The organism is Mycobacterium sp. NGS69 (assembly GCF_059812165.1).
In genome coordinates this window covers 175,678-192,874 of record NZ_JCALCD010000002.1, presented here as the reverse complement: position 1 = coordinate 192,874, position 17,197 = coordinate 175,678, and the positions used below count along the sequence as shown (strand labels likewise).

The 17,197-nt window shown below is 69.8% G+C and carries 20 protein-coding genes and 2 pseudogenes; 5 read left to right on the top strand and 17 right to left on the bottom strand.

The window, feature by feature from the left end; translation table 11 throughout:
- The 6 genes from AC5Y2S_RS06115 to pyrH form a co-directional block, all read right to left on the bottom strand.
- Window positions 1-897: a cytochrome c biogenesis CcdA family protein gene (locus AC5Y2S_RS06115; RefSeq protein WP_499954652.1), complete on the bottom strand. Its 897-nt coding sequence runs from the start codon at window positions 895-897 to the stop codon at window positions 1-3.
- A 4-nt stretch (window positions 898-901) separates the two neighbouring features.
- Window positions 902-1,408 (bottom strand): disulfide bond-forming protein DsbE, encoded by a 507-nt coding sequence (dsbE, locus tag AC5Y2S_RS06110; RefSeq protein ID WP_499954650.1) that lies wholly within the window; start codon window positions 1,406-1,408, stop codon window positions 902-904.
- A 69-nt stretch (window positions 1,409-1,477) separates the two neighbouring features.
- On the bottom strand, window positions 1,478-2,572 hold the full coding sequence (gene rlmN / locus AC5Y2S_RS06105; RefSeq protein WP_499954648.1) for a dual-specificity RNA methyltransferase RlmN: 1,095 nt from the start codon (window positions 2,570-2,572) through the stop codon (window positions 1,478-1,480).
- 101 nt (window positions 2,573-2,673) lie between these two features.
- Window positions 2,674-3,603, bottom strand: a complete 930-nt coding sequence (locus AC5Y2S_RS06100; RefSeq protein ID WP_499954646.1) for a phosphatidate cytidylyltransferase — start codon at window positions 3,601-3,603, stop codon at window positions 2,674-2,676.
- Between the two features lie 16 nt (window positions 3,604-3,619).
- Window positions 3,620-4,177 carry a ribosome recycling factor gene (frr, locus tag AC5Y2S_RS06095; RefSeq protein WP_499902588.1) on the bottom strand — a complete coding sequence of 186 codons (558 nt, stop codon included), beginning with the start codon at window positions 4,175-4,177 and terminating at the stop codon, window positions 3,620-3,622.
- Between the two features lie 22 nt (window positions 4,178-4,199).
- Window positions 4,200-4,949 carry a UMP kinase gene (gene pyrH, locus AC5Y2S_RS06090; protein WP_066930239.1) on the bottom strand — a complete coding sequence of 250 codons (750 nt, stop codon included), beginning with the start codon at window positions 4,947-4,949 and terminating at the stop codon, window positions 4,200-4,202.
- A gap of 318 nt (window positions 4,950-5,267) precedes the next feature.
- On the opposite strand from pyrH, the gene mbp1 reads away from it, so the two are divergent.
- Window positions 5,268-5,504 (top strand): microaggregate-binding protein 1, encoded by a 237-nt coding sequence (gene mbp1 / locus AC5Y2S_RS06085; protein WP_499902589.1) that lies wholly within the window; start codon window positions 5,268-5,270, stop codon window positions 5,502-5,504.
- Between the two features lie 199 nt (window positions 5,505-5,703).
- Window positions 5,704-6,450 carry a winged helix-turn-helix domain-containing protein gene (locus AC5Y2S_RS06080; RefSeq protein ID WP_499954644.1) on the top strand — a complete coding sequence of 249 codons (747 nt, stop codon included), beginning with the start codon at window positions 5,704-5,706 and terminating at the stop codon, window positions 6,448-6,450.
- A 30-nt stretch (window positions 6,451-6,480) separates the two neighbouring features.
- Here AC5Y2S_RS06080 and AC5Y2S_RS06075 read toward each other — a convergent pair whose 3' ends face one another.
- Window positions 6,481-7,416: a lysophospholipid acyltransferase family protein gene (locus tag AC5Y2S_RS06075; protein ID WP_499954642.1), complete on the bottom strand. Its 936-nt coding sequence runs from the start codon at window positions 7,414-7,416 to the stop codon at window positions 6,481-6,483.
- Between the two features lie 93 nt (window positions 7,417-7,509).
- Entirely contained in the window at window positions 7,510-8,067 is a 558-nt protein-coding gene (locus tag AC5Y2S_RS06070) for an MPT63 family protein (protein WP_499902592.1), read from the bottom strand.
- Window positions 8,068-8,329: 262 nt separating this feature from the next.
- On the opposite strand from AC5Y2S_RS06070, the pseudogene AC5Y2S_RS06065 reads away from it, so the two are divergent.
- Window positions 8,330-8,580: pseudogene (locus AC5Y2S_RS06065) on the top strand (SDR family NAD(P)-dependent oxidoreductase); the annotation flags it as partial.
- A 26-nt stretch (window positions 8,581-8,606) separates the two neighbouring features.
- Here the strand turns inward: AC5Y2S_RS06065 and AC5Y2S_RS06060 are convergent.
- Genes AC5Y2S_RS06060 through AC5Y2S_RS06050 form a run of 3 tightly spaced genes read right to left on the bottom strand, consistent with a single transcriptional unit; the run spans window position 8,607 to window position 9,826 of the window.
- On the bottom strand, window positions 8,607-8,819 hold the full coding sequence (locus AC5Y2S_RS06060; protein ID WP_499954640.1) for a DUF2795 domain-containing protein: 213 nt from the start codon (window positions 8,817-8,819) through the stop codon (window positions 8,607-8,609).
- A gap of 44 nt (window positions 8,820-8,863) precedes the next feature.
- A complete protein-coding gene (locus AC5Y2S_RS06055) occupies window positions 8,864-9,277 on the bottom strand; it encodes a ChaB family protein (protein ID WP_499954638.1) in 414 nt (137 codons plus the stop codon).
- A 12-nt stretch (window positions 9,278-9,289) separates the two neighbouring features.
- Window positions 9,290-9,826, bottom strand: a complete 537-nt coding sequence (locus tag AC5Y2S_RS06050; protein WP_499954636.1) for a DUF1360 domain-containing protein — start codon at window positions 9,824-9,826, stop codon at window positions 9,290-9,292.
- 97 nt (window positions 9,827-9,923) lie between these two features.
- Here AC5Y2S_RS06050 and AC5Y2S_RS06045 point away from each other — a divergent pair, with 97 nt between their 5' ends.
- Complete coding sequence (locus AC5Y2S_RS06045) at window positions 9,924-10,346, top strand: MarR family winged helix-turn-helix transcriptional regulator (RefSeq protein WP_499954634.1); 423 nt, start codon at window positions 9,924-9,926, stop codon at window positions 10,344-10,346.
- Here AC5Y2S_RS06045 and AC5Y2S_RS06040 read toward each other — a convergent pair.
- From AC5Y2S_RS06040 to rpsB, 3 genes are read right to left on the bottom strand one after another with little or no spacing between them, the layout of a single operon-like run.
- Window positions 10,343-11,761, bottom strand: coding sequence for an amidase (locus AC5Y2S_RS06040; protein WP_499954632.1), 1,419 nt, complete (start codon window positions 11,759-11,761; stop codon window positions 10,343-10,345). The genes AC5Y2S_RS06045 and AC5Y2S_RS06040 overlap by 4 nt on opposite strands.
- A 30-nt stretch (window positions 11,762-11,791) precedes the next feature.
- Window positions 11,792-12,610, bottom strand: a complete 819-nt coding sequence (tsf, locus tag AC5Y2S_RS06035; protein ID WP_499902600.1) for a translation elongation factor Ts — start codon at window positions 12,608-12,610, stop codon at window positions 11,792-11,794.
- Window position 12,611: 1 nt separating this feature from the next.
- Entirely contained in the window at window positions 12,612-13,451 is an 840-nt protein-coding gene (gene rpsB / locus AC5Y2S_RS06030) for a 30S ribosomal protein S2 (protein WP_499902601.1), read from the bottom strand.
- A 253-nt stretch (window positions 13,452-13,704) separates the two neighbouring features.
- Between rpsB and AC5Y2S_RS06025 the strand changes: the two are divergent.
- A pseudogene (locus AC5Y2S_RS06025) lies at window positions 13,705-14,175 on the top strand (M23 family metallopeptidase); the annotation flags it as partial.
- A 79-nt stretch (window positions 14,176-14,254) separates the two neighbouring features.
- On the opposite strand, the gene AC5Y2S_RS06020 reads toward AC5Y2S_RS06025, so the two are convergent.
- The 3 genes from AC5Y2S_RS06020 to AC5Y2S_RS06010 are packed head-to-tail and all read right to left on the bottom strand — an operon-like array spanning window position 14,255 to window position 17,197.
- Complete coding sequence (locus AC5Y2S_RS06020) at window positions 14,255-15,145, bottom strand: tyrosine recombinase XerC (protein WP_499954630.1); 891 nt, start codon at window positions 15,143-15,145, stop codon at window positions 14,255-14,257.
- A 32-nt stretch (window positions 15,146-15,177) separates the two neighbouring features.
- Entirely contained in the window at window positions 15,178-16,341 is a 1,164-nt protein-coding gene (locus AC5Y2S_RS06015; RefSeq protein ID WP_499954628.1) for a lactate 2-monooxygenase, read from the bottom strand.
- A gap of 7 nt (window positions 16,342-16,348) precedes the next feature.
- Window positions 16,349-17,197: a siderophore-interacting protein gene (locus tag AC5Y2S_RS06010; RefSeq protein WP_499954626.1), complete on the bottom strand. Its 849-nt coding sequence runs from the start codon at window positions 17,195-17,197 to the stop codon at window positions 16,349-16,351.

Genomic DNA, 17,197 nt, shown 5'->3' with positions numbered 1-17,197 from the left:
TCATGGTGACACCATTTTGATGTCGTGACAAGTGTCGCGATGGTGTCGGCTCCGGACCCGCCGTCGCCAGGCGGCCGCGGCCGCGCCGACCACGATGACGGACAGGGCCACCGCCCAGGGCAGGAGGCCGTGCTGGTGCACCCAGCCGGCCAGCGCGCCCTGCAGGCGGCCGGCGGAGCGGATCACCGCGTCGTCGGGGTTGGCATTCGTGTTGAACAGGCGCAGCTCGTAGACGCCGTAATAGCCGACGTACGAGCCGACGAGCACGAGCAGCGCCCCACCGATCCGGTTGACCAACGGCAGCACCCGCCGCAGCCGGTCGGCCAGCGCCGAGCTCGCCGTCGCCGCCGCGACGGCGAGGGCGCCCACCACCAGCGTCAGCCCCGCGACGTAGGCGAGGTAGACCGAGACGCCCGTGGCCGGGGACCCGCCCCGCAAGCCGGCGGCGGTGACGGCCAGGAACGGCCCGATGGTGCACGACAGCGACGCGATCGCATAGCTGACGCCGTAGGAGTACATGGAGCCGAGCCGCACGGTCGGGGCCCAGCGCGGGCCCAGTTGCCGGGGGGTCAGCGCCGTCAGCTCCCGACCCGAGAGCAGCCAAACCCCGAGCGCGACAAGCACAATGCCGATGACCACGGTCCCGTAGGGCAGGTATCGCTGCACGGTCGAGGCCGCCGATATGGTCAGCGCGCCGAACAAGCCGAACACCGTCAGGAAGCCGAGCGCCATCCCCACGGTGGCCGCGAAAGCGCGGCCCACCGCGCCGATGGGGTTGGTCGCCGACCGGCCGCGCACCACGAGGAGCAGGTACGCGGGCAGCATGGCGAACCCGCACGGGTTCAGCGCGGCGACCAGTCCGGCGGCGAACGCCAGACCGACCAGACCTCGATCCACGGGATCAGCGCAGCGCGGCCACCCGGGCGGCCAGCTCGTCCTGGGGCATCGCCGAGGTGGGGTTGTTGACGAACGTCGAGCTGCCGTCGGCCCGGTAGAACACGTAGGCCGGCTGCCAGGGGACGTTGTAGCGGGCCCAGATCGAGCCGTTGGCGTCGTTGAGGTTGGTGAAATTCAGGCCGTACTTGGAGACGAAGTTCTGCATCGCCCCCACGTCCGAGTGCGCCGCGACGCCGACGAAGGTGACGCCGGGGTTGGCCGCGGCCACCTGGCTGACGCCGGGGGCCTCGGCGTTGCAGAACGGACACCACGGCGTCCAGAACCACAGCACCGCCGGTTTGCCCTGCAGGCTGGCTCCGTTGAACGGCGCCCCGCTGAGCGTGGTCGCGGTGAATTGCAGGCGGTCGTCGGCAGCCGCGGAGCGCGGCGCGTCGGCGAGCCCGAAGATCAGGGCGGCGGCGAAAAGCGCCGCGGCAAAGAGCTTGAGCGGGGTCAAGAACCGAACGAACATGGCATCACCTCGTTTGCTGGTGTTATGCCTAAATGACGCGGGGGACGCCCTCGCGGTTCAGATCGCCGACTACGCGCCTTCGGCGGCCAGCTGTCCGCACGCGGCGCTGATCTCACGCCCGCGCGTATCCCGCACCGTGCAGGAAACCCCGGCGGCCCGGACGCGCCGCACGAACTCGCGCTCGACGGCCTTCGGGCTCGCGTCCCAGTCACTGCCCGGCGTTGGGTTCAGCGGGATCAGGTTCACGTGCACCAGCGGGCCGAGCGCGCCGTGCAGCCGCTTACCCAGCAGGTCCGCCCGCCAGGGCTGGTCGTTGACGTCACGGATCAGCGCGTACTCGACCGAGACCCGCCGGCCGGTCACGTCGCCGTAATAGCGGGCCGCGTCGAGGGCCTCGGCGATCTTCCACCGGTTGTTGACCGGGACGAGCGTGTCGCGCAGCTCGTCGTCGGGCGCGTGCAACGACAGCGCCAGGGTGACCCCGAGCCGTTCGTCGGCGAGTTTGCGGATCGCTGGCACCAGGCCGACCGTCGACACCGTCACCGAGCGCGCCGAAATCCCGAAGCCCTGCGGCGGCGCCTCGGTGATGCGCCGGACCGCGGCCAGCACCCGGTTGTAGTTCGCCAGCGGCTCCCCCATGCCCATGAAAACCACGTTCGACAGCCGGTCGCCGAACTCGTCGCGCAGCGCCGCGGCGCCGGCGCGCACCTGCTCGAGGATCTCGGCGGTGGACAGGTTCCTGGTCAGGCCGCCCTGGCCGGTGGCGCAGAACGGGCAGGCCATGCCGCAGCCGGCCTGTGACGAGATGCACACCGTGTTGCGGTCCGGGTAGCGCATCAGCACCGACTCGACGGTCGCGCCATCGAGGGCCCGCCACAACGTCTTTCGCGTCTGCCCCGCGTCGCAGGTGACTTCGGTGGCCGCCGTCAGCAGGTTGGGGAACATCGCCTCGGCGATCGCCTCGCGCACGGCCGCCGGGAGGTCGGTCATCTGCCGGGGATCGGCGATCAGCCGGCCGTAGTACTGCTGCGCGAGCTGCTTGGCGCGAAAGGCGGGCAGGCCGAGCTCGGCGACGGCCGACGCGCGGCCGGCGGCGTCGAGGTCGGCGAGGTGCCGCGGCGGCTTACTCGGGCGCGGATCGGTGAACACCAGTTGTTGGACCATGACCTGTCCAGTATCGCCGGATTAGTCCGATGGTGGCGACCCGTCCCCCAGCTCCGCGGGGGTACCCCCAGCGCCCGGCTACGCCGCGCTTGCGATCGCCACTAGGGAACCAGGGTCAGCACGATCCAGGCCGCGACGGCCGACGGGAGGACCCCGTCGAGGCGATCCATCAGGCCGCCGTGGCCGGGCAGCAGCCGGCCCATGTCCTTGATGCCGAGGTCGCGCTTGACCTGCGACTCCACCAGGTCGCCCAGCGTGCAGGTCAGCACGAGGACCACACCCAGCAACGCGCCGATCCACAGCGGCTTCTCGGCCAGCAGGGTCGCGGTCAGGATCGCCGCGGTGATGCCGAAGACCAGCGATCCGACCAGCCCCTCCCAGGACTTCTTCGGGCTGATCGCCGGGACCATCGGGTGCTTGCCCAGCAGCACGCCCACGGCGTAGCCGCCCACGTCGGACGCGACGACGGTGATCATCAGGCAGAACACCCGTCCGGCGCCGTCCTTCGGGTACACCAGCAGCGCGGCGAAGGAGGCGAACAGCGGGACCCAGGCGGCCAGGAAGACGGTGGCGGACGCGTCGCGCAGGTAGTTCGCCGACGGGGATCCGGCGAACGGCTCGGGCCGGTGGCTGTTGTCCTGCATGAACAGCCGCCAGACGTTGCAGGCCACCACGGTCGCCGCGAAGCCGGCCAGCGCGCCGGCGGCATGAAACGGCCACGTCAGCCAGACGGTCACCTGCCCGCCGATCAGCAGCGGGATGAGCGGGATGACGTATCCGGCCTCGCGCAGCCGGCGCACCACCTCGTGGCTGGCGACCAGGATGGCGCCGGCGCAGTAGGCCACCCAGACGTGGGGCGCGAAGATCAGCGTGACGACGAGAACGGCGCCGATGCTGACGCCCACCGCGATCGCGGCGCGCAGGTCGCGTCCCGCCCGCGACGTCTTCTGGGCCGGCCGCGGCTCAGGGTTCCTGGGCGGACGCGGGGACTCGTCGGGCGGGTTGCCTGCGCCGGTGGTTGCCACGGACATGATTGCTGAGCGGCCGCTAGACCTCCAGCAGCTCGCCTTCTTTGTGCTTGACCAACTCATCGATCTGGGTTGTGTACTGATGGGTGGTCTTGTCCAAATCCTTTTCCGCCCGGCCGACCTCGTCCTCGCCGGCTTCGCCGTCCTTGCGGATCCGGTGCAGCTCCTCCATCGCCTTGCGACGGATGTTGCGCACCGACACGCGGGCCTCCTCGCCCTTGTGCTTGGCCTGCTTGACCAGCTCCCTGCGGCGTTCCTCGGTCAGCTGCGGCACGGCCACCCGGATCAGGGTGCCGTCGTTGGTGGGGTTGACGCCCAGGTCGGAGTTGCGGATCGCCGTCTCGATGGCGTGCAGCTGGCTGGCCTCGTAGGGCTTGATGACGACGAGCCGCGCCTCGGGGACGTTGATGCTGGCCAGCTGCGTGATGGGCGTGTTGGTGCCGTAGTAGTCGATGACGATCCGGTTGAACATGCCCGGGTTGGCGCGGCCGGTTCGGATGGTTGACAGGTCGTCGCGGGCTACGGATACGGCCTTCTCCATCTTCTCTTCCGCGTCGAAGAGAGCTTCGTCAATCATCGCGTCTTCCCCTCAGTGGTGCTCAGGTCGTAACCAGCGTTCCGATCTTCTCACCAGCGACCGCACGAGCGATATTCCCATTGGTCAGCAGGTTGAACACCAGAATCGGCATGCCATTGTCCATGCACAGGCTGAAGGCCGTGGCGTCGGCCACGCGCAGCCCGCGGTCGATGACCTCGCGATGGCTGATCGCGGTGATCAGCTCCGCCTCGGGGTGGTGCCGCGGGTCGGCGGAGAACACGCCGTCGACCGCCTTGGCCATCAAGACCACCTCGGCGCCGATCTCCAGCGCCCGCTGCGCGGCCGTGGTGTCCGTTGAGAAGTACGGCAGGCCCATGCCGGCCCCGAAGATCACCACCCGGCCCTTCTCCAGGTGGCGGACGGCGCGCAGCGGCAGGTACGGCTCGGCGACCTGACCCATGGTGATCGCGGTCTGGACCCGCGTGACGATGCCCTCTTTTTCCAGAAAGTCCTGCAGGGCGAGGCTGTTCATGACAGTGCCCAGCATGCCCATGTAGTCCGACCGGGTGCGCTCCATGCCCCGCTGCTGAAGCTGCGCGCCGCGGAAGAAGTTGCCGCCGCCGATCACCACCGCGACCTGGACACCGCCGCGGACCACCTCGGCGATCTGGCGGGCGACCTGCGCCACCACGTCGGGGTCCAGGCCGACCTGGCCGCCGCCGAACATTTCACCGCCGAGCTTGAGCAAGACTCTCGAATACTTGGATCGGCTCTCCGGCTGGCCGGAAGCCCCGTTGGTCGGCTCCGTCATCAGACTCCTCGCATGAGAGTGCCATTCCGGGGCGAACTCATCCGGAACGGCATTTCACATCCTGCCTCATCGCAGCACAATGTTGCGCCGGCGGGGTGCATTATCTGCGCAGTTGGCGATTCGCGTGAATTCGCTTTCCTTCCGGTGTCGGATGTTTGAGCGCTCGGCGGGGCGGGGAATCCGCACCAACGCGGGGGGCGAACCTACGGTCTTGAGAATAAGGACCATGCCTCGCCGTGTGACGGGGCCGACCGCATGCGCGGTCGGCGTTGAGCGGGAAGTGCTCAACCACGTACGCCAATGAGGAGGAACAGATCCATGGCGGACCACAATTCGGGACCTGCCGAAGCCGTTAAGGGCGTCGTCGAGGACGTCAAGGGCAAGGCGAAGGAAGCAGTCGGCGCGGTGACCGGTCGGGATGACCTCACGCGCGAGGGCGAGGCCCAGCAGGACAAGGCGGAAGCCCAGCGCGACGCGGCGAAGAAGGAAGCGCAGGCGGAGGCCGCTCGCGGCGGCGCTGAGGCGGCCGAGGAGCGCCAGAAGGCCAACCAGTAGCTTGTCGCTGCGATGGGTCCGGTCCGTGAAAACGGGCCGGACCCATTGGCTTTCCCGGGCCAGAGTGTTGATCCTGCGCACACGCACAATAAACTTTGCTTGGTTTTGCTCTGAACGGGGTACTCAGCGCTGCGCTGGCAGACATCTCACCGTGAGGTGCCTACGGGTGGGGGGCGATGACAAACTCACGAATTTGGAGATGTCGTTGGAAGTTTTACTGCTCACCGAGGCAGACGATTTCGAATCGGCCTTGCCTAGGCTGAGTTCGTTCACGCAAACGGTGCGGCGCGCCCCCCTTACCGGCCATATCGACGGGCATCACGGCAGCGCCGACGTCGCGATCATCGACGCACGCACGGACCTCGACGCGGCCCGGGATGCCTGCCGTCGCCTGACGGCCGACGCGCCGTCCATCGCGGTGGTGGCCGTGGTGACGCCGGCGGCCTTCATGGCGGTGGACGTGGACTGGCACTTCGACGACGTGCTGTTGCCCGCCGCCGGAGCCGACGAACTGCAGGCCCGGCTGCGACTGGCGATCTCGCGTCGGCGCAGCGCGATGGCCGGCAGCCTGAAGTTCGGCGACCTGCTGCTGCACCCGGCCAGCTTCACGGCCTCGATGAACGGCCGGGACCTGGGCTTGACGCTCACCGAGTTCAAGTTGCTGAATTTCCTTGTGCAGCATGCCGGCCGGGCGTTCACGCGCACCCGGCTGATGCACGAGGTATGGGGTTATGACTGCAACGGCCGCGTCCGCACGGTCGACGTTCACGTGCGGCGCCTGCGCGCCAAGCTCGGTCCGGAACACGAAGCGATGATCGACACCGTCCGCGGTGTCGGCTACATGGCGGCCACACCGCCACGACCGGAATGGATTCTCAGCGGCTCGACGCTCACCCCGGTCTGGACGTCGACGGCGCGGCCCGCCACCGATCCCGTCGCACAATAGCGTTGCCGCGCAGCGACTTTCGCGAACCAATCAGGCAAACAGCGGTAATGCCCGCTTGCGGGCCAGCGCGTCCATGCCTTCCTGGATGGCGTCTTCGACCTCGTGGTACTTGGCCTCGACGTAGTCGTCGTCCTCGGCGCGCGCCGGATCGTGGTCGAGCTCGACGGCGGGCATGAAGCGGGTTCTGATCTTGGCCGGCAGCGGCAGCTGCGGCAGCGCCGCCGGGGCGATCCCCCACGGCAGCGAGACCGCCAGCGGGAAGACCTTGAGCCGCAGCACGCGATCGAGCTTGAGCGCCTTGGACAGCCGGTCACCGCGGATCAGCACCGGCATCGCGTCCGCGCCGCCGACGGTCGCGATCGGCACGATCGGCACCCCGGCGCGAACGGCCATTTTCACGAATCCCTTTCGCCCGGCCAGGTTTGCGCGATCGCGCTCGCTCCACGGACGCAGCGAGTCCACTTCCCCGCCGGGCCACAGCGCCACGTCGCGACCCTCGGCCAACGCCGTGGCGATCGCGTCCGGCGCGGCGGGCAACACGCCCATGCAGCGGAAGTACCGCCCGAAGAGCGGGATGGCCATCAACGCGTCGTGTGCCGTGCCGTGCAGCGGGCGGTCCTGGCCGAAGCGCCGCCACCATTGCAGGCCGACGGTCCAGGCGTCCCAGACGAACGGGGCGCCCGAATGGATGCCCACCAACAGAGCCGGCGGCTCGGGGATGTTCTCCCAGCCGTCGATCTCCATGCGGAACCAGTAGTCCACCAGCACATTCCAGAAGAACTTCTGGCGCTGCAGCGTGGTCTCGTCCTGCCCGCTGAGGTCCCACTCGCCGGCGCGCTTGGCCAGCCAGCCGCTGATCCCGCCGTCCTGCTTGTTGCGCCGCTCGTCCATGGTTACCCGCGCCCGCCTGGCGTGGAGCTTGGCCTGCGCGCGTACTTCCGCTGGTCTGTGATCGGGGTTACTCATGGGTTTCGGGTACCCGATTCGGCCGCGCGGGATTCCCGTCTACGCAAATCTCCCCGCGCAATCGGGGTCGCGCGGGGAGATGTTGCAACCGGATCAGGTGTGGGGCGCCGGGGCCGGCGGTTGGCCGGGTGCCGGGCTCGCGTTCGGCGGCACGCCAGGCGAGGAGCCGCCGGGCACGTTCGACGTCCACATCAGGATGTCCTGCAACCCGTCGTTGTAGACGACGCCGTTCGGCGGCGCGCCGGTCACGTCGAAGTACAGGGTGCCGGTCGATTCCTGGCCCTGCGGGATCGGCGCCGGGTTAAGGCTGCCGGGAGCCCCGGCCTTGTCGATCAGCTTGTAAGTCTGACCGTTGGGCCCGCGGGCGCTGAAGTCCTTGACCATCGGGGTGACGAGTCCAGCGTCCGACCGAGCGGTGATGTCCGCCTGGTAGAGCGTCCCCTTCGGGGTGTAGCCGGGGATCGTGACGTTGCTGGGCTGCAAATTGCTCACCGTGTAGTTGGTGATCATCGGCCCGTCGACGAGTTGCTCGCTGATGCCGAACCCCTGGATGTTGGGCGCCGCGGAAGCGGTTGCAGCTGCCAAAACGCCGGCAGCCGCGATGCCGCCGGCAGCAATAGCACTCTTGACGGCTGTTCTGGTGACCTTCATGGTTTTCCTTTCGTGTCGAACACCCACGTAGGGCGATAACCGCACTGGGTTTTCGCATAACCCTTTGGTCCCGCCGCTAAACCCGAACGAATCGCGCCGATCGTTTTTCGCGCCCCAGAATTCACACGGGCATCAGTGGTTGCCGTCGCGAGTGATTATTTGCGGCCGTACCGGGTAGCCGCAGCTAGAGCTCACCTGCCTATCCGGGGGGCAACCGCCTCCAATCGCAAAAGTCACCCGAATCACGAAAGGGGAAGTGGCAATGGCCTTTCCGGCTCAGCAACAAACCGTTCCGGGCATCCAGGCGCAAATGAAGCCCATTCCGGATTGCGGCGAAAACAGCTACCGGGGTTCGGGAAAGCTCACGGGCAAAAGGCGATCGTCACCGGCGGCGACAGCGGCATTGGCCGCGCCGTCGCCATCGCGTTCGCCCGCGAAGGTGCCGACGTGCAGCTGGCCTCGGACGACGCCAGCTACATCTCTGGAGCGCGGGTGGCGGTGACCGGCGGCCGGCCGATTCTTTAGCGCGCGAACCGCGTTCAGGAGCCCTGGTTTTCGTCGGCAATGGTCACCGACGAGGCGACCTGGCCCACGTTGTTGTAGGTCTCGGGCGGGATCCCGCGCAGCGCGCGGACGGTGTCGTCGTCGCAGCCGTTGCGGTCCGCGGCGTCGAGCAGGTCTTGCTTGTTGGCCGGAAAGTCCACGTCGTTGAGGCACTTTCGGAGTTGGCTGGTAGTCGTAGACGCGACCATGGCACTCGGGATGCCCAGCGAATGTCGGCCTAAACACCCACGGTTCAGCGGCCGCGCACCCGCCGGTTCTCCTTCATGATCGCGTCGACGAGCTCCGGCTTACTCATGGTCGACCGGCCGCGCACGTCGAGCCGGCGCGCCACGTCGAGCAGGTGCTTCTTGCTGGCGTTGGCGTCGACCCCTTCGGCCGAGCGGCCGGTGTTGCGCGGCCCGCCGCGCTCGGCCAGCTCGTCGGATGGCCCCTTCTCGTCTTTGGGCTCCCAGTGATCGCCGACCTTTTCGAAGCTGTGCTTGACCGCCGAATAGGCCACCCGGTGGGCGCGCTCCTCGCTGCCGTACTGCTCGGCGGCCGAGTCGTGGGTTTTCGCGAACGTGCGTTGCGCTTTGGCGTCGGAACGCCGCAGGGTGCTCGGCAATTCGCCCCGTTTAGGCGCGCCGCCCTTCGTCGTCTTGGGCATGAAGCTCCTCCGTTAGCCCTCGGTGATCTGCTGCGCCTTGGCGTAGGCGAGCTGCAGAAAGTCGGCGCCCGCCAGAGCGGTGAAGGTGCCCGCGATGAGGCGGGTCGGTCTCGGCGCGAAGACCAGACCGATGACGAACGCGGTGGCCACCCACATGTCGAGGCAGAACGGGCAGGTCAACAGCTCGCCGAGGCTGTGGCGCAGCGCGCTGCCGTGCCGGGTTTCCTCCATCACCTCGGCCGGGCCGCCCGTACCCGCGTAGCGCGCGAAGGGCGCCCGCAACGGGCTGGTCACCGCGTCCTTAGAGATCGTCCGCGACAGCTTGTGGGTGCCTACGGTGACGGTGGCGAGATCCTGCAGGCTCCAGCGCTCCGGCAACCTTCGACCGGTGGCCGCGGCCACGACCCCCGCGAGCGCGACCAGCAGGCCGTAGATGCCCAGGACCACCGAGTAGCCCTCCAGAGGTCGGGGATTGTCTCCGCGGTACGCCTCGGCTTCCCGCCGCGCGCGCTCAGCCACCCGTTCGGTAACTTCCGTTGCATCGCCCATGGGCGTGGGTTACCCCATAGCGGCCGAGAAAATCACCGCCGAGCCGCACCGGCCGACGTGCGCGGCCGAGCGCCCGGGATATGTCAAGATCGCTGACATGGGTGGTCAGGTTGAAAACGCTCCGCTCGGTTATCTGCTGTACCGGGTGGGGGCCGTGCTGCGGCCGGAGGTTTCCGCGGTGCTCGGTCCGCTGGGCCTGACGTTGCCCGAATTCGTTTGCCTGCGCATCCTTTCGATGCACCCGGGCATGTCCAGCGCGGAGCTGGCGCGGCACACCAACGTCACGCCCCAGGCGATGAACACCGTGCTGCGCGGGTTGCAGGACGTGGGCGCGGTGGAACGGCCGGCGTCGGTCTCCTCGGGTCGTGCGTTACCGGCCACGCTGACCGTTCGGGGCCGGGCGCTGCTCAAGCGCGCGGAAGCCGCGGTCCGGACCGCCGATGCCCGGATCCTGAGCAAGCTGACCGACGCGCAGCAGCGCGAGTTCAAGCGGATGCTCGAAAGGCTCGGATCGGACTAGCCGGCGGCCTGGATGCGGGCCCACGGCCGGGCCTCTTCGAGTTCGTAGGCCAGCTCGAGCAGCAGCGATTCCTGCCCGATGTCGGCCGAGAGCATCATGCCCACCGGCATGCCGTCGGCCGACTGCGCCAGCGGCAGCGAGATCGCCGGCTCGCCAGTGACGTTCTGCAGCGGGGTGAACGAGACCCAGTCGATCAGCCGGTCGATGACCTGGTGGTAGTCGGTGGGTGCCAGGTGCCCGATGCGGGGCGTCTCGTCGGCGAGGGTCGGCGTCAGCACCGCGTCGTGGGTGCCGAAGAACCGCGCGGTGCGCCGCCGGGCGCGGCGCAGGCGCATGACGGCCACCGGCAGCCGGTGGAGGTTGCGTACGCAGTGCCGCTCCAGGCCCAGGGTCAGGCTGTCGAGCCGCGTGCGGTCGAACGTCTTGCCGAACATCCGTGGGCCGCCGCGAACCTGCGCCAGCGCCAGGAACCCCCAGTACAAGACGAAATCGTCGACAAAACTGGCCGCCACCGGCGGCTCGTCGATGTGTTCGACGCGGTGGCCCAGCTCCTCGAGAAGCGCCGCCGACTTGAGCGTCAGCTCCCGCACCTGCGGACTGCTCTCCCGTTGCACTGACCGGGTCAGCACGGCGATTCGCAGCCGCTGCCGGCCGGGCCCGGTCACGTCGCCGACCGGCGCCAGCTTGTGGTTACGCCAGGCGCGCTCGGCCTCGCGGTAGAACGCCGCCGTGTCGCGCACCGACCGCGTCACCACGCCGTTGGCGACGACGCCCACGGGCATCCGGCGCAGGTGCGGGTCCAGCGGCAACCGGCCGCGCGACGGCTTCAGCCCGACCAGCCCGTTGCAGGCCGCCGGAATGCGGATCGAGCCGCCACCGTCGTTGGCGTGCGCGATCGGCACCACGCCCGCGGCGACGAACGCGCCGGATCCCGACGACGACGCGCCCGCGCTGTAGTCGGTGTCCCACGGGTTGCGGACCGGGCCCAGGCGGGGGTGTTCGGCGGAGGCGCTGAAGCCGAACTCCGACAACTGCGTCTTGCCGACGGGCAGTAGCCCGGTGTCGAGGAACACCCGGGTGAACTCGCCGTCGGAGGTGGCGTTCCACGGCCGCCACGCGTCGGTGCCGTGCATCGTCGGCTGGCCCGCGATGTCGATGTTGTCCTTGATGAACGTGGGGACGCCTTCAAAAAACCGCGAGAAGCCGTCCGGCGGGGCCGCCGACGCGACGGCGCGCGCCTGCTCGAACGCCGCGTACGCCAGGCCGTTGAGGGCCGGGTCGACGGCCTCGGTGCGGGCGATGGCGGCGTCGATGACCTCAGCTCTGCCGACCGAGCCGGCCCTTAAGGCGTCGGCCAGGCCGACCGCGTCGAGGTCACCGAGGGCATCGTCGCCGAAAGCGTGCACGCGTCGCATGACACGACGCTAGCCGCTCGCGCTTTGGAGCTAGGCCTGGCCCACCTCGAAGCGAACGAACCGCGTCACCGTGACGCCGGCCTCGTCGAGCAGGGCCTTGACGGTCTTCTTGTTGTCGGACACCGACGGCTGCTCGAGCAGCACCGCGTCCTTGAAGAAGCCGTTGAGCCGGCCCTCGACGATCTTGGGCAGCGCCTGCTCCGGCTTGCCCTCGGCCTTGGCGGTCTCCTCGGCGATGCGCCGCTCGCTGGCCACGACGTCCTCGGGCACGTCGTCGCGAGACAGGTAGCGCGCCTTGAGGGCGGCGATCTGCAGCGCGACGGCGTGCGCGGCCTCCTGGCCGTCGGCGCCGCTGTATTCGACCAGCACGCCGACCGCGGGCGGCAGGTCCGCGGCGCGCTTGTGCAGGTAGGCCTCGACGGTGCCGTCGAAGAACGCGACCCGGCGCAGCTCGAGCTTCTCGCCGATCTTGGCCGACAGGTCGGCGATGGCCTGCTCGACCGTCGTGGCGCCGGCGCTGGCCGCTTTCAGGGCGTCGACGTCGGTGGCCCGGGCGGACGCCGCGGCGGCCACCACGTCGTTGGCCAACTTCTGGAATTCGGCGTTCTTGGCGACGAAGTCGGTCTCGGAGTTGAGCTCGATGAGCGCCCCGCCCTTGGCCGCGACCAGGCCTTCGGCCGTCGCCCGCTCGGCGCGCTTGCCGACGTCCTTGGCGCCCTTGATCCGCAACGCCTCGACGGCCTTGTCGAAGTCGCCGTCAGTCTCGGCCAGCGCGTTCTTGCAGTCCAACATGCCGGCGCCGGTCAGCTCCCGAAGCCGCTTGACGTCGGCAGCGGTGAAATTCGCCATTTCAGCCTTCCGTGGGTGTCGATTCGGTTGCGCCCGCGTCGGTGGGGGCGCCGGTGGTGGCCGTCGTCGTCGCGGAGGCCAGCAGCTCCTGCTCCCATTCGGCGAGCGGCTCGGCGGACTCCGCCTCGGGCTTGCCGTCGCCGCGGCCCAGGCCGGCGCGGGCCTGCAGGCCCTCGGCGACCGCGGAGGCGATCACCTTGGTCAGCAGCGCGGCCGAGCGGATCGCGTCGTCGTTGCCCGGGATCGGGTAGTCGACCTCGTCGGGGTCGCAGTTGGTGTCCAGGATCGCGATGACGGGGATGCCCAGCTTGCGGGCCTCGCCGACGGCGATGTGCTCCTTGTTGGTGTCGACGACCCAGATCGCCGACGGCACCTTGTTCATGTCGCGGATGCCGCCGAGGCTGCGCTCCAGCTTGTTCTTCTCCCGGGTCAGGCCCAGGATCTCCTTCTTGGTGCGGCCCTCGAAGCCGCCGGTCTGCTCCATCGCCTCGAGCTCCTTGAGGCGCTGCAGCCGCTTGTGCACCGTGGAGAAGTTGGTGAGCATGCCGCCCAGCCAGCGCTGGTTCACGTAGGGCATGCCGACGCGGGTGGCCTCGGCCGCGACCGATTCCTGCGCCTGCTTCTTGGTGCCGACGAACAGCACCGACCCACCGTGGGCGACGGTCTCCTTGACGAACTCGTACGCCTTGTCGATGAAGGTCAGCGTCTGCTGCAGGTCGATGATGTAGATGCCGTTGCGGTCGGTGAAGATGAACCGCTTCATCTTGGGGTTCCATCGACGGGTCTGATGCCCGAAGTGGGTGCCGCTGTCGAGCAGCTGCTTCATGGTTACGACAGCCATTGCCGCCATTCCTTTGTTGTCGGTTGTCGCCCGGCATCGGGTGAGGCCGGGCCCTGGCGCCTGCGGAATGCCGCACCCGCCTCGGAAAAGCCCGAGCCGGGACCGCACGGCAATCGCTTGGTTGCAGGCGCGCGAAGTCAGCCCGCTAACGAGCTGCGACCAGGAGTTTACACCGTCTCAGCAGGTGCTTTTTCCACAGCGGTGACTGGCGGGGTCGCGCCGGCCGCTCTGTACTCGCCTGGTGCGGCGGGCGATGCTCCTGATCCTGATACTGCTGTGCGCGGCGCCGGCGCGGGCCGACGACGTGCGGCTGGACTGGCCGCTGCGCCCGGCGCCGGCCGTCGCCCGCGGGTTCGGCGCCCCCTCGCCCGACTGGCATCCCGGGCATCGGGGCGTTGACCTGCCCGGCTCCCCCGGTCAGCCGGTGTATGCCGCCGGCGCGGCGACCGTGGTGTTCGCCGGGGAGCTGGCCGGGCGGCCGGTGGTGTCGCTGGCCCATCCGGGCGGCCTGCGCACCAGCTACGAGCCGGTCCGGGCGGTCGTGCGGGTGGGTCAGGCGGTGACGGCGGAGTCCGTGATCGGTTCGCTGGTGGCCGGGCATGCCGGCTGCCGGGCCGAGGCGTGCCTGCACTGGGGCGCGATGTGGGGTCCGGCCTCGCGCGCGGAGTATGTGGACCCGCTGGGGCTGTTGAGGTCCGCGCCGATCCGGCTGAAGCCGCTGAACGGCTGACCTTTCCCGCGCGAGCAGACGCAGAATCGCACGCCGAGGGCGCGGATCGTGCGATTCTGCGTCTGCTCGCCGGTCACGCCCGCGGGTGGGCCTGGTCGTGCACCGCCCGCAGCCGGGAGACCGCGACGTGGGTGTAGAGCTGCGTGGTCGCCAGGCTGGAATGGCCCAGCAGCTCCTGGACGACCCGCAGGTCGGCCCCGCCTTCGAGCAGGTGGGTGGCCGCGCTGTGGCGCAGCCCGTGCGGCCCCATGTCGGGCGCGCCGTCCACCGCCGCGACGGTCTGGTGCACGACGGTGCGCGCCTGGCGCACGTCGAGCCGCCGGCCGCGCGCGCCCAGCAGCAGCGCCGGCCCGGACTCGGCGGTCGCCAGGGCCGGGCGCCCGTCGGCCAGCCACGCGTCCAGCGCGCCGGCGGCCGGCGCCCCGAACGGCACGGTGCGCTGCTTATTTCCCTTGCCGAGGACCCGGACCAGCCGATCGCCGGCGTGCACGTCATCGACGTCCAGGCCGCACAGCTCGCTGACCCGGATCCCGGTGGCGTAGAGCATCTCGACGATCAGCCGGTCCCGCAATGCCAGCGGGTCCCCTTGTTGGGCACCGGATTTCGCGGCAGCCATGGCCTGCAGCGCCTGGTCCTGGCGCAGCACCGAGGGCAGGGTGCGGTGCGCCTTGGGGACCTGCAGGCGGGCGGCCGGGTCTGCCGTGAGCAGGCCGCGCCGCGCCGCCCACGCGGTGAACGCCTTGACCGCTGAGGTGCGGCGGGCCAGCGTGGTGCGGGCCGCGCCGGCGCCCGCGGCCGAGGCCAGCCAGGCCCGCAGCACCGGCAGGCTCAACGCCTCGAGACCCCGGCCGTCGAGGAACGCCAACAGCGAGCGCAGGTCGCCCAGGTACGCGCGGCGGGTGTGCGCCGAGCGCCCGCACTGCAGCGCCAGGTACTCGTCGAACTCCTCGAGGATGGCCTCCACGCCCTTACGGTCGCAGGCGCGGCCGGTTCGGCTCAGCGGACGCGCCGAAGCGTGTCCGGGGTGAGATCTTTGAGCGTCGGATACCCGTCGACGGCCATGATCAGGTCGGCCTCGGCAAGCATCGTGCGCAGCACGTGCACGAGGCCGTCGATGCCGCCGAGGGCCAGCCCGTAGGCGTACGGGCGGCCGATCCCCACCGCAGTGGCTCCCAGCGCGAGGGCCTTGATGACGTCGGCGCCGCTGCGGATGCCGGAGTCGAAGAGCACGGGCAGCCCGCCGGCCGCCTCGACCACCCCGGGCAGGCAGCCGATCGCGGGCAGGCCGCCGTTGGCCTGCCGGCCGCCGTGGTTGGAGCAGTAGATGCCGTCGACGCCGCCGTCCCGGGCGCGCCGGGCGTCGTCGGGGTGGCAGATGCCCTTGACGAGCAGCGGCAGGTCGGTCAGCGAGCGCAGCCAAGGCAGGTCATCCCAGGTCAGGGGGTTTCCGAAGACCTGAATCCAGCGCAGGGTCGCCGCTTGGCGGTCCTCCTCCGGCGGGCGTTGCAGGCTCGCGCGGAAGACCGGATCGCTGAAGTAGTTGGCCAGGCAGTGCCCGCGCAGCTGGGGGAAGTTCGACGTGCTCAGGTCGCGCGGGCGCCACCCCGTGACCCAGGTGTCGAGCGTGACGACGATGCCCTTGAAGCCGGCCGCCTCGGCGCGCTGCACCAGGCTGGCGGCCAGGTCGCGGTCGGTCGGTGTGTACAGCTGGAAGAACCCGGGCGTCTCGCCGAGGGCGGCGGCGACGTCTTCCATCGGGTCCACGGTCAGCGTCGAGGCCACCATCGGCACGCCGGTCCGGGCGGCCGCGCGGGCGGTGGCCAGGTCGCCGTGGCCGTCCTGGGCGCACAGCCCGATCACCCCGATGGGCGCCATGAACAGCGGCGACGGCAGCGTCATGCCGAACAGGTCGACGGAAAGGTCCCGCTTCGCGGCACCGACGAACATGCGCGGGATCAGGCCCCAGCCTTCGAAGGCCGTGCAGTTGGCGCGCTGGGTCCGCTCGTCGCCGGCCCCGCCCGCGACGTAGGACCACACCGACGGCGGCAGGGCGGTGGCGGCCTTGGCTTCCAACTCGGCGAACGCCATCGGCAGCGGCGGCACGATTCCCGCCAGTCCCTGCAGGTAGATCTCGTTCTGGTAGTCCCCGAAATGCGGCATGCCCGTCTTAAGCCCCCGCCTCCGCCTCGGCCAGCTCCTTCTTCCACTGCCGGAACGTCTCCTCGGTGCGGCCGCGCCGCCAGTACCCCGAGATCGACGACGCCCATTTCGCGTCCACGCCGCGCTCCTTGCGGATGTAGGGCCGCAGGTTGTGCATGACGGTCTGCGCCTCGCCGTGGATGAACACGTGCACCTGCCCGGGCAGCCACTGGGCCGTGGTGACCGCCTCGATCAGCGGCGCGAAATCGCCGGCGCGATCCTCGGGCACCAGATCGGCGCGCCCGCCACGGTAGACCCAGCTCACCTCGACGTTGTCCGGCGCGGTCAGCGGGATCTTGTCTTCCTGGCCGGCGACCTCGATGAACGCCTTGCCAACGGCATTGGGGGGCAAGGCTTCCAGGGCCGTCGCGATGGCCGGAAGCGCCGACTCGTCGCCGGCCAACAGGTGCCAGTCGGCGGCCGGGTCGGGGGTGTAGGCGCCGCCCGGTCCCATCAGATAGATCGGCTGGCCGGGTTGGGCCGACGCCGCCCAGGCGCCCGCCACCCCGTGCTCGCCGTGCACGACGATGTCGACCGTGAGCTCGCCCGCCGCGACGTCGACGCCGCGCACGGTCATGGTCCGCACCGACGGCTTCTTCTCCGGGGGCAGGTCGGCGAAGCTGTCCAGGGTCAGCGGCTGCGGCAACCGCGCCATGTCGACGTCCTCGGGGACGAAGGCCAACTTGACGTACGAGTCGGTGAACTTGCTGGGCGCGAACGTGTCGAAGTGATTGCTGCCCAGCACGACCCGAACCATGTGCCGGTTGAGCTGCTCGGTGCGGCTTACTTCGAAGCTTTGTAGAGGTCGACCTGCCAC

Coding starts and splice junctions, on each gene's coding strand:
- dsbE (WP_499954650.1), bottom strand. CDS start 1,408: ATGTTCGTTCGGTTCTTGACCCCGCTCAAGCTCTTTGCCGCGGCGCTT.
- rlmN (WP_499954648.1), bottom strand. CDS start 2,572: ATGGTCCAACAACTGGTGTTCACCGATCCGCGCCCGAGTAAGCCGCCG.
- AC5Y2S_RS06100 (WP_499954646.1), bottom strand. CDS start 3,603: ATGTCCGTGGCAACCACCGGCGCAGGCAACCCGCCCGACGAGTCCCCG.
- frr (WP_499902588.1), bottom strand. CDS start 4,177: ATGATTGACGAAGCTCTCTTCGACGCGGAAGAGAAGATGGAGAAGGCC.
- pyrH (WP_066930239.1), bottom strand. CDS start 4,949: ATGACGGAGCCGACCAACGGGGCTTCCGGCCAGCCGGAGAGCCGATCC.
- mbp1 (WP_499902589.1), top strand. CDS start 5,268: ATGGCGGACCACAATTCGGGACCTGCCGAAGCCGTTAAGGGCGTCGTC.
- AC5Y2S_RS06080 (WP_499954644.1), top strand. CDS start 5,704: ATGTCGTTGGAAGTTTTACTGCTCACCGAGGCAGACGATTTCGAATCG.
- AC5Y2S_RS06075 (WP_499954642.1), bottom strand. CDS start 7,416: ATGAGTAACCCCGATCACAGACCAGCGGAAGTACGCGCGCAGGCCAAG.
- AC5Y2S_RS06070 (WP_499902592.1), bottom strand. CDS start 8,067: ATGAAGGTCACCAGAACAGCCGTCAAGAGTGCTATTGCTGCCGGCGGC.
- AC5Y2S_RS06060 (WP_499954640.1), bottom strand. CDS start 8,819: ATGGTCGCGTCTACGACTACCAGCCAACTCCGAAAGTGCCTCAACGAC.
- AC5Y2S_RS06055 (WP_499954638.1), bottom strand. CDS start 9,277: ATGCCCAAGACGACGAAGGGCGGCGCGCCTAAACGGGGCGAATTGCCG.
- AC5Y2S_RS06050 (WP_499954636.1), bottom strand. CDS start 9,826: ATGGGCGATGCAACGGAAGTTACCGAACGGGTGGCTGAGCGCGCGCGG.
- AC5Y2S_RS06045 (WP_499954634.1), top strand. CDS start 9,924: ATGGGTGGTCAGGTTGAAAACGCTCCGCTCGGTTATCTGCTGTACCGG.
- AC5Y2S_RS06040 (WP_499954632.1), bottom strand. CDS start 11,761: ATGCGACGCGTGCACGCTTTCGGCGACGATGCCCTCGGTGACCTCGAC.
- tsf (WP_499902600.1), bottom strand. CDS start 12,610: ATGGCGAATTTCACCGCTGCCGACGTCAAGCGGCTTCGGGAGCTGACC.
- rpsB (WP_499902601.1), bottom strand. CDS start 13,451: ATGGCTGTCGTAACCATGAAGCAGCTGCTCGACAGCGGCACCCACTTC.
- AC5Y2S_RS06015 (WP_499954628.1), bottom strand. CDS start 16,341: ATGCCGCATTTCGGGGACTACCAGAACGAGATCTACCTGCAGGGACTG.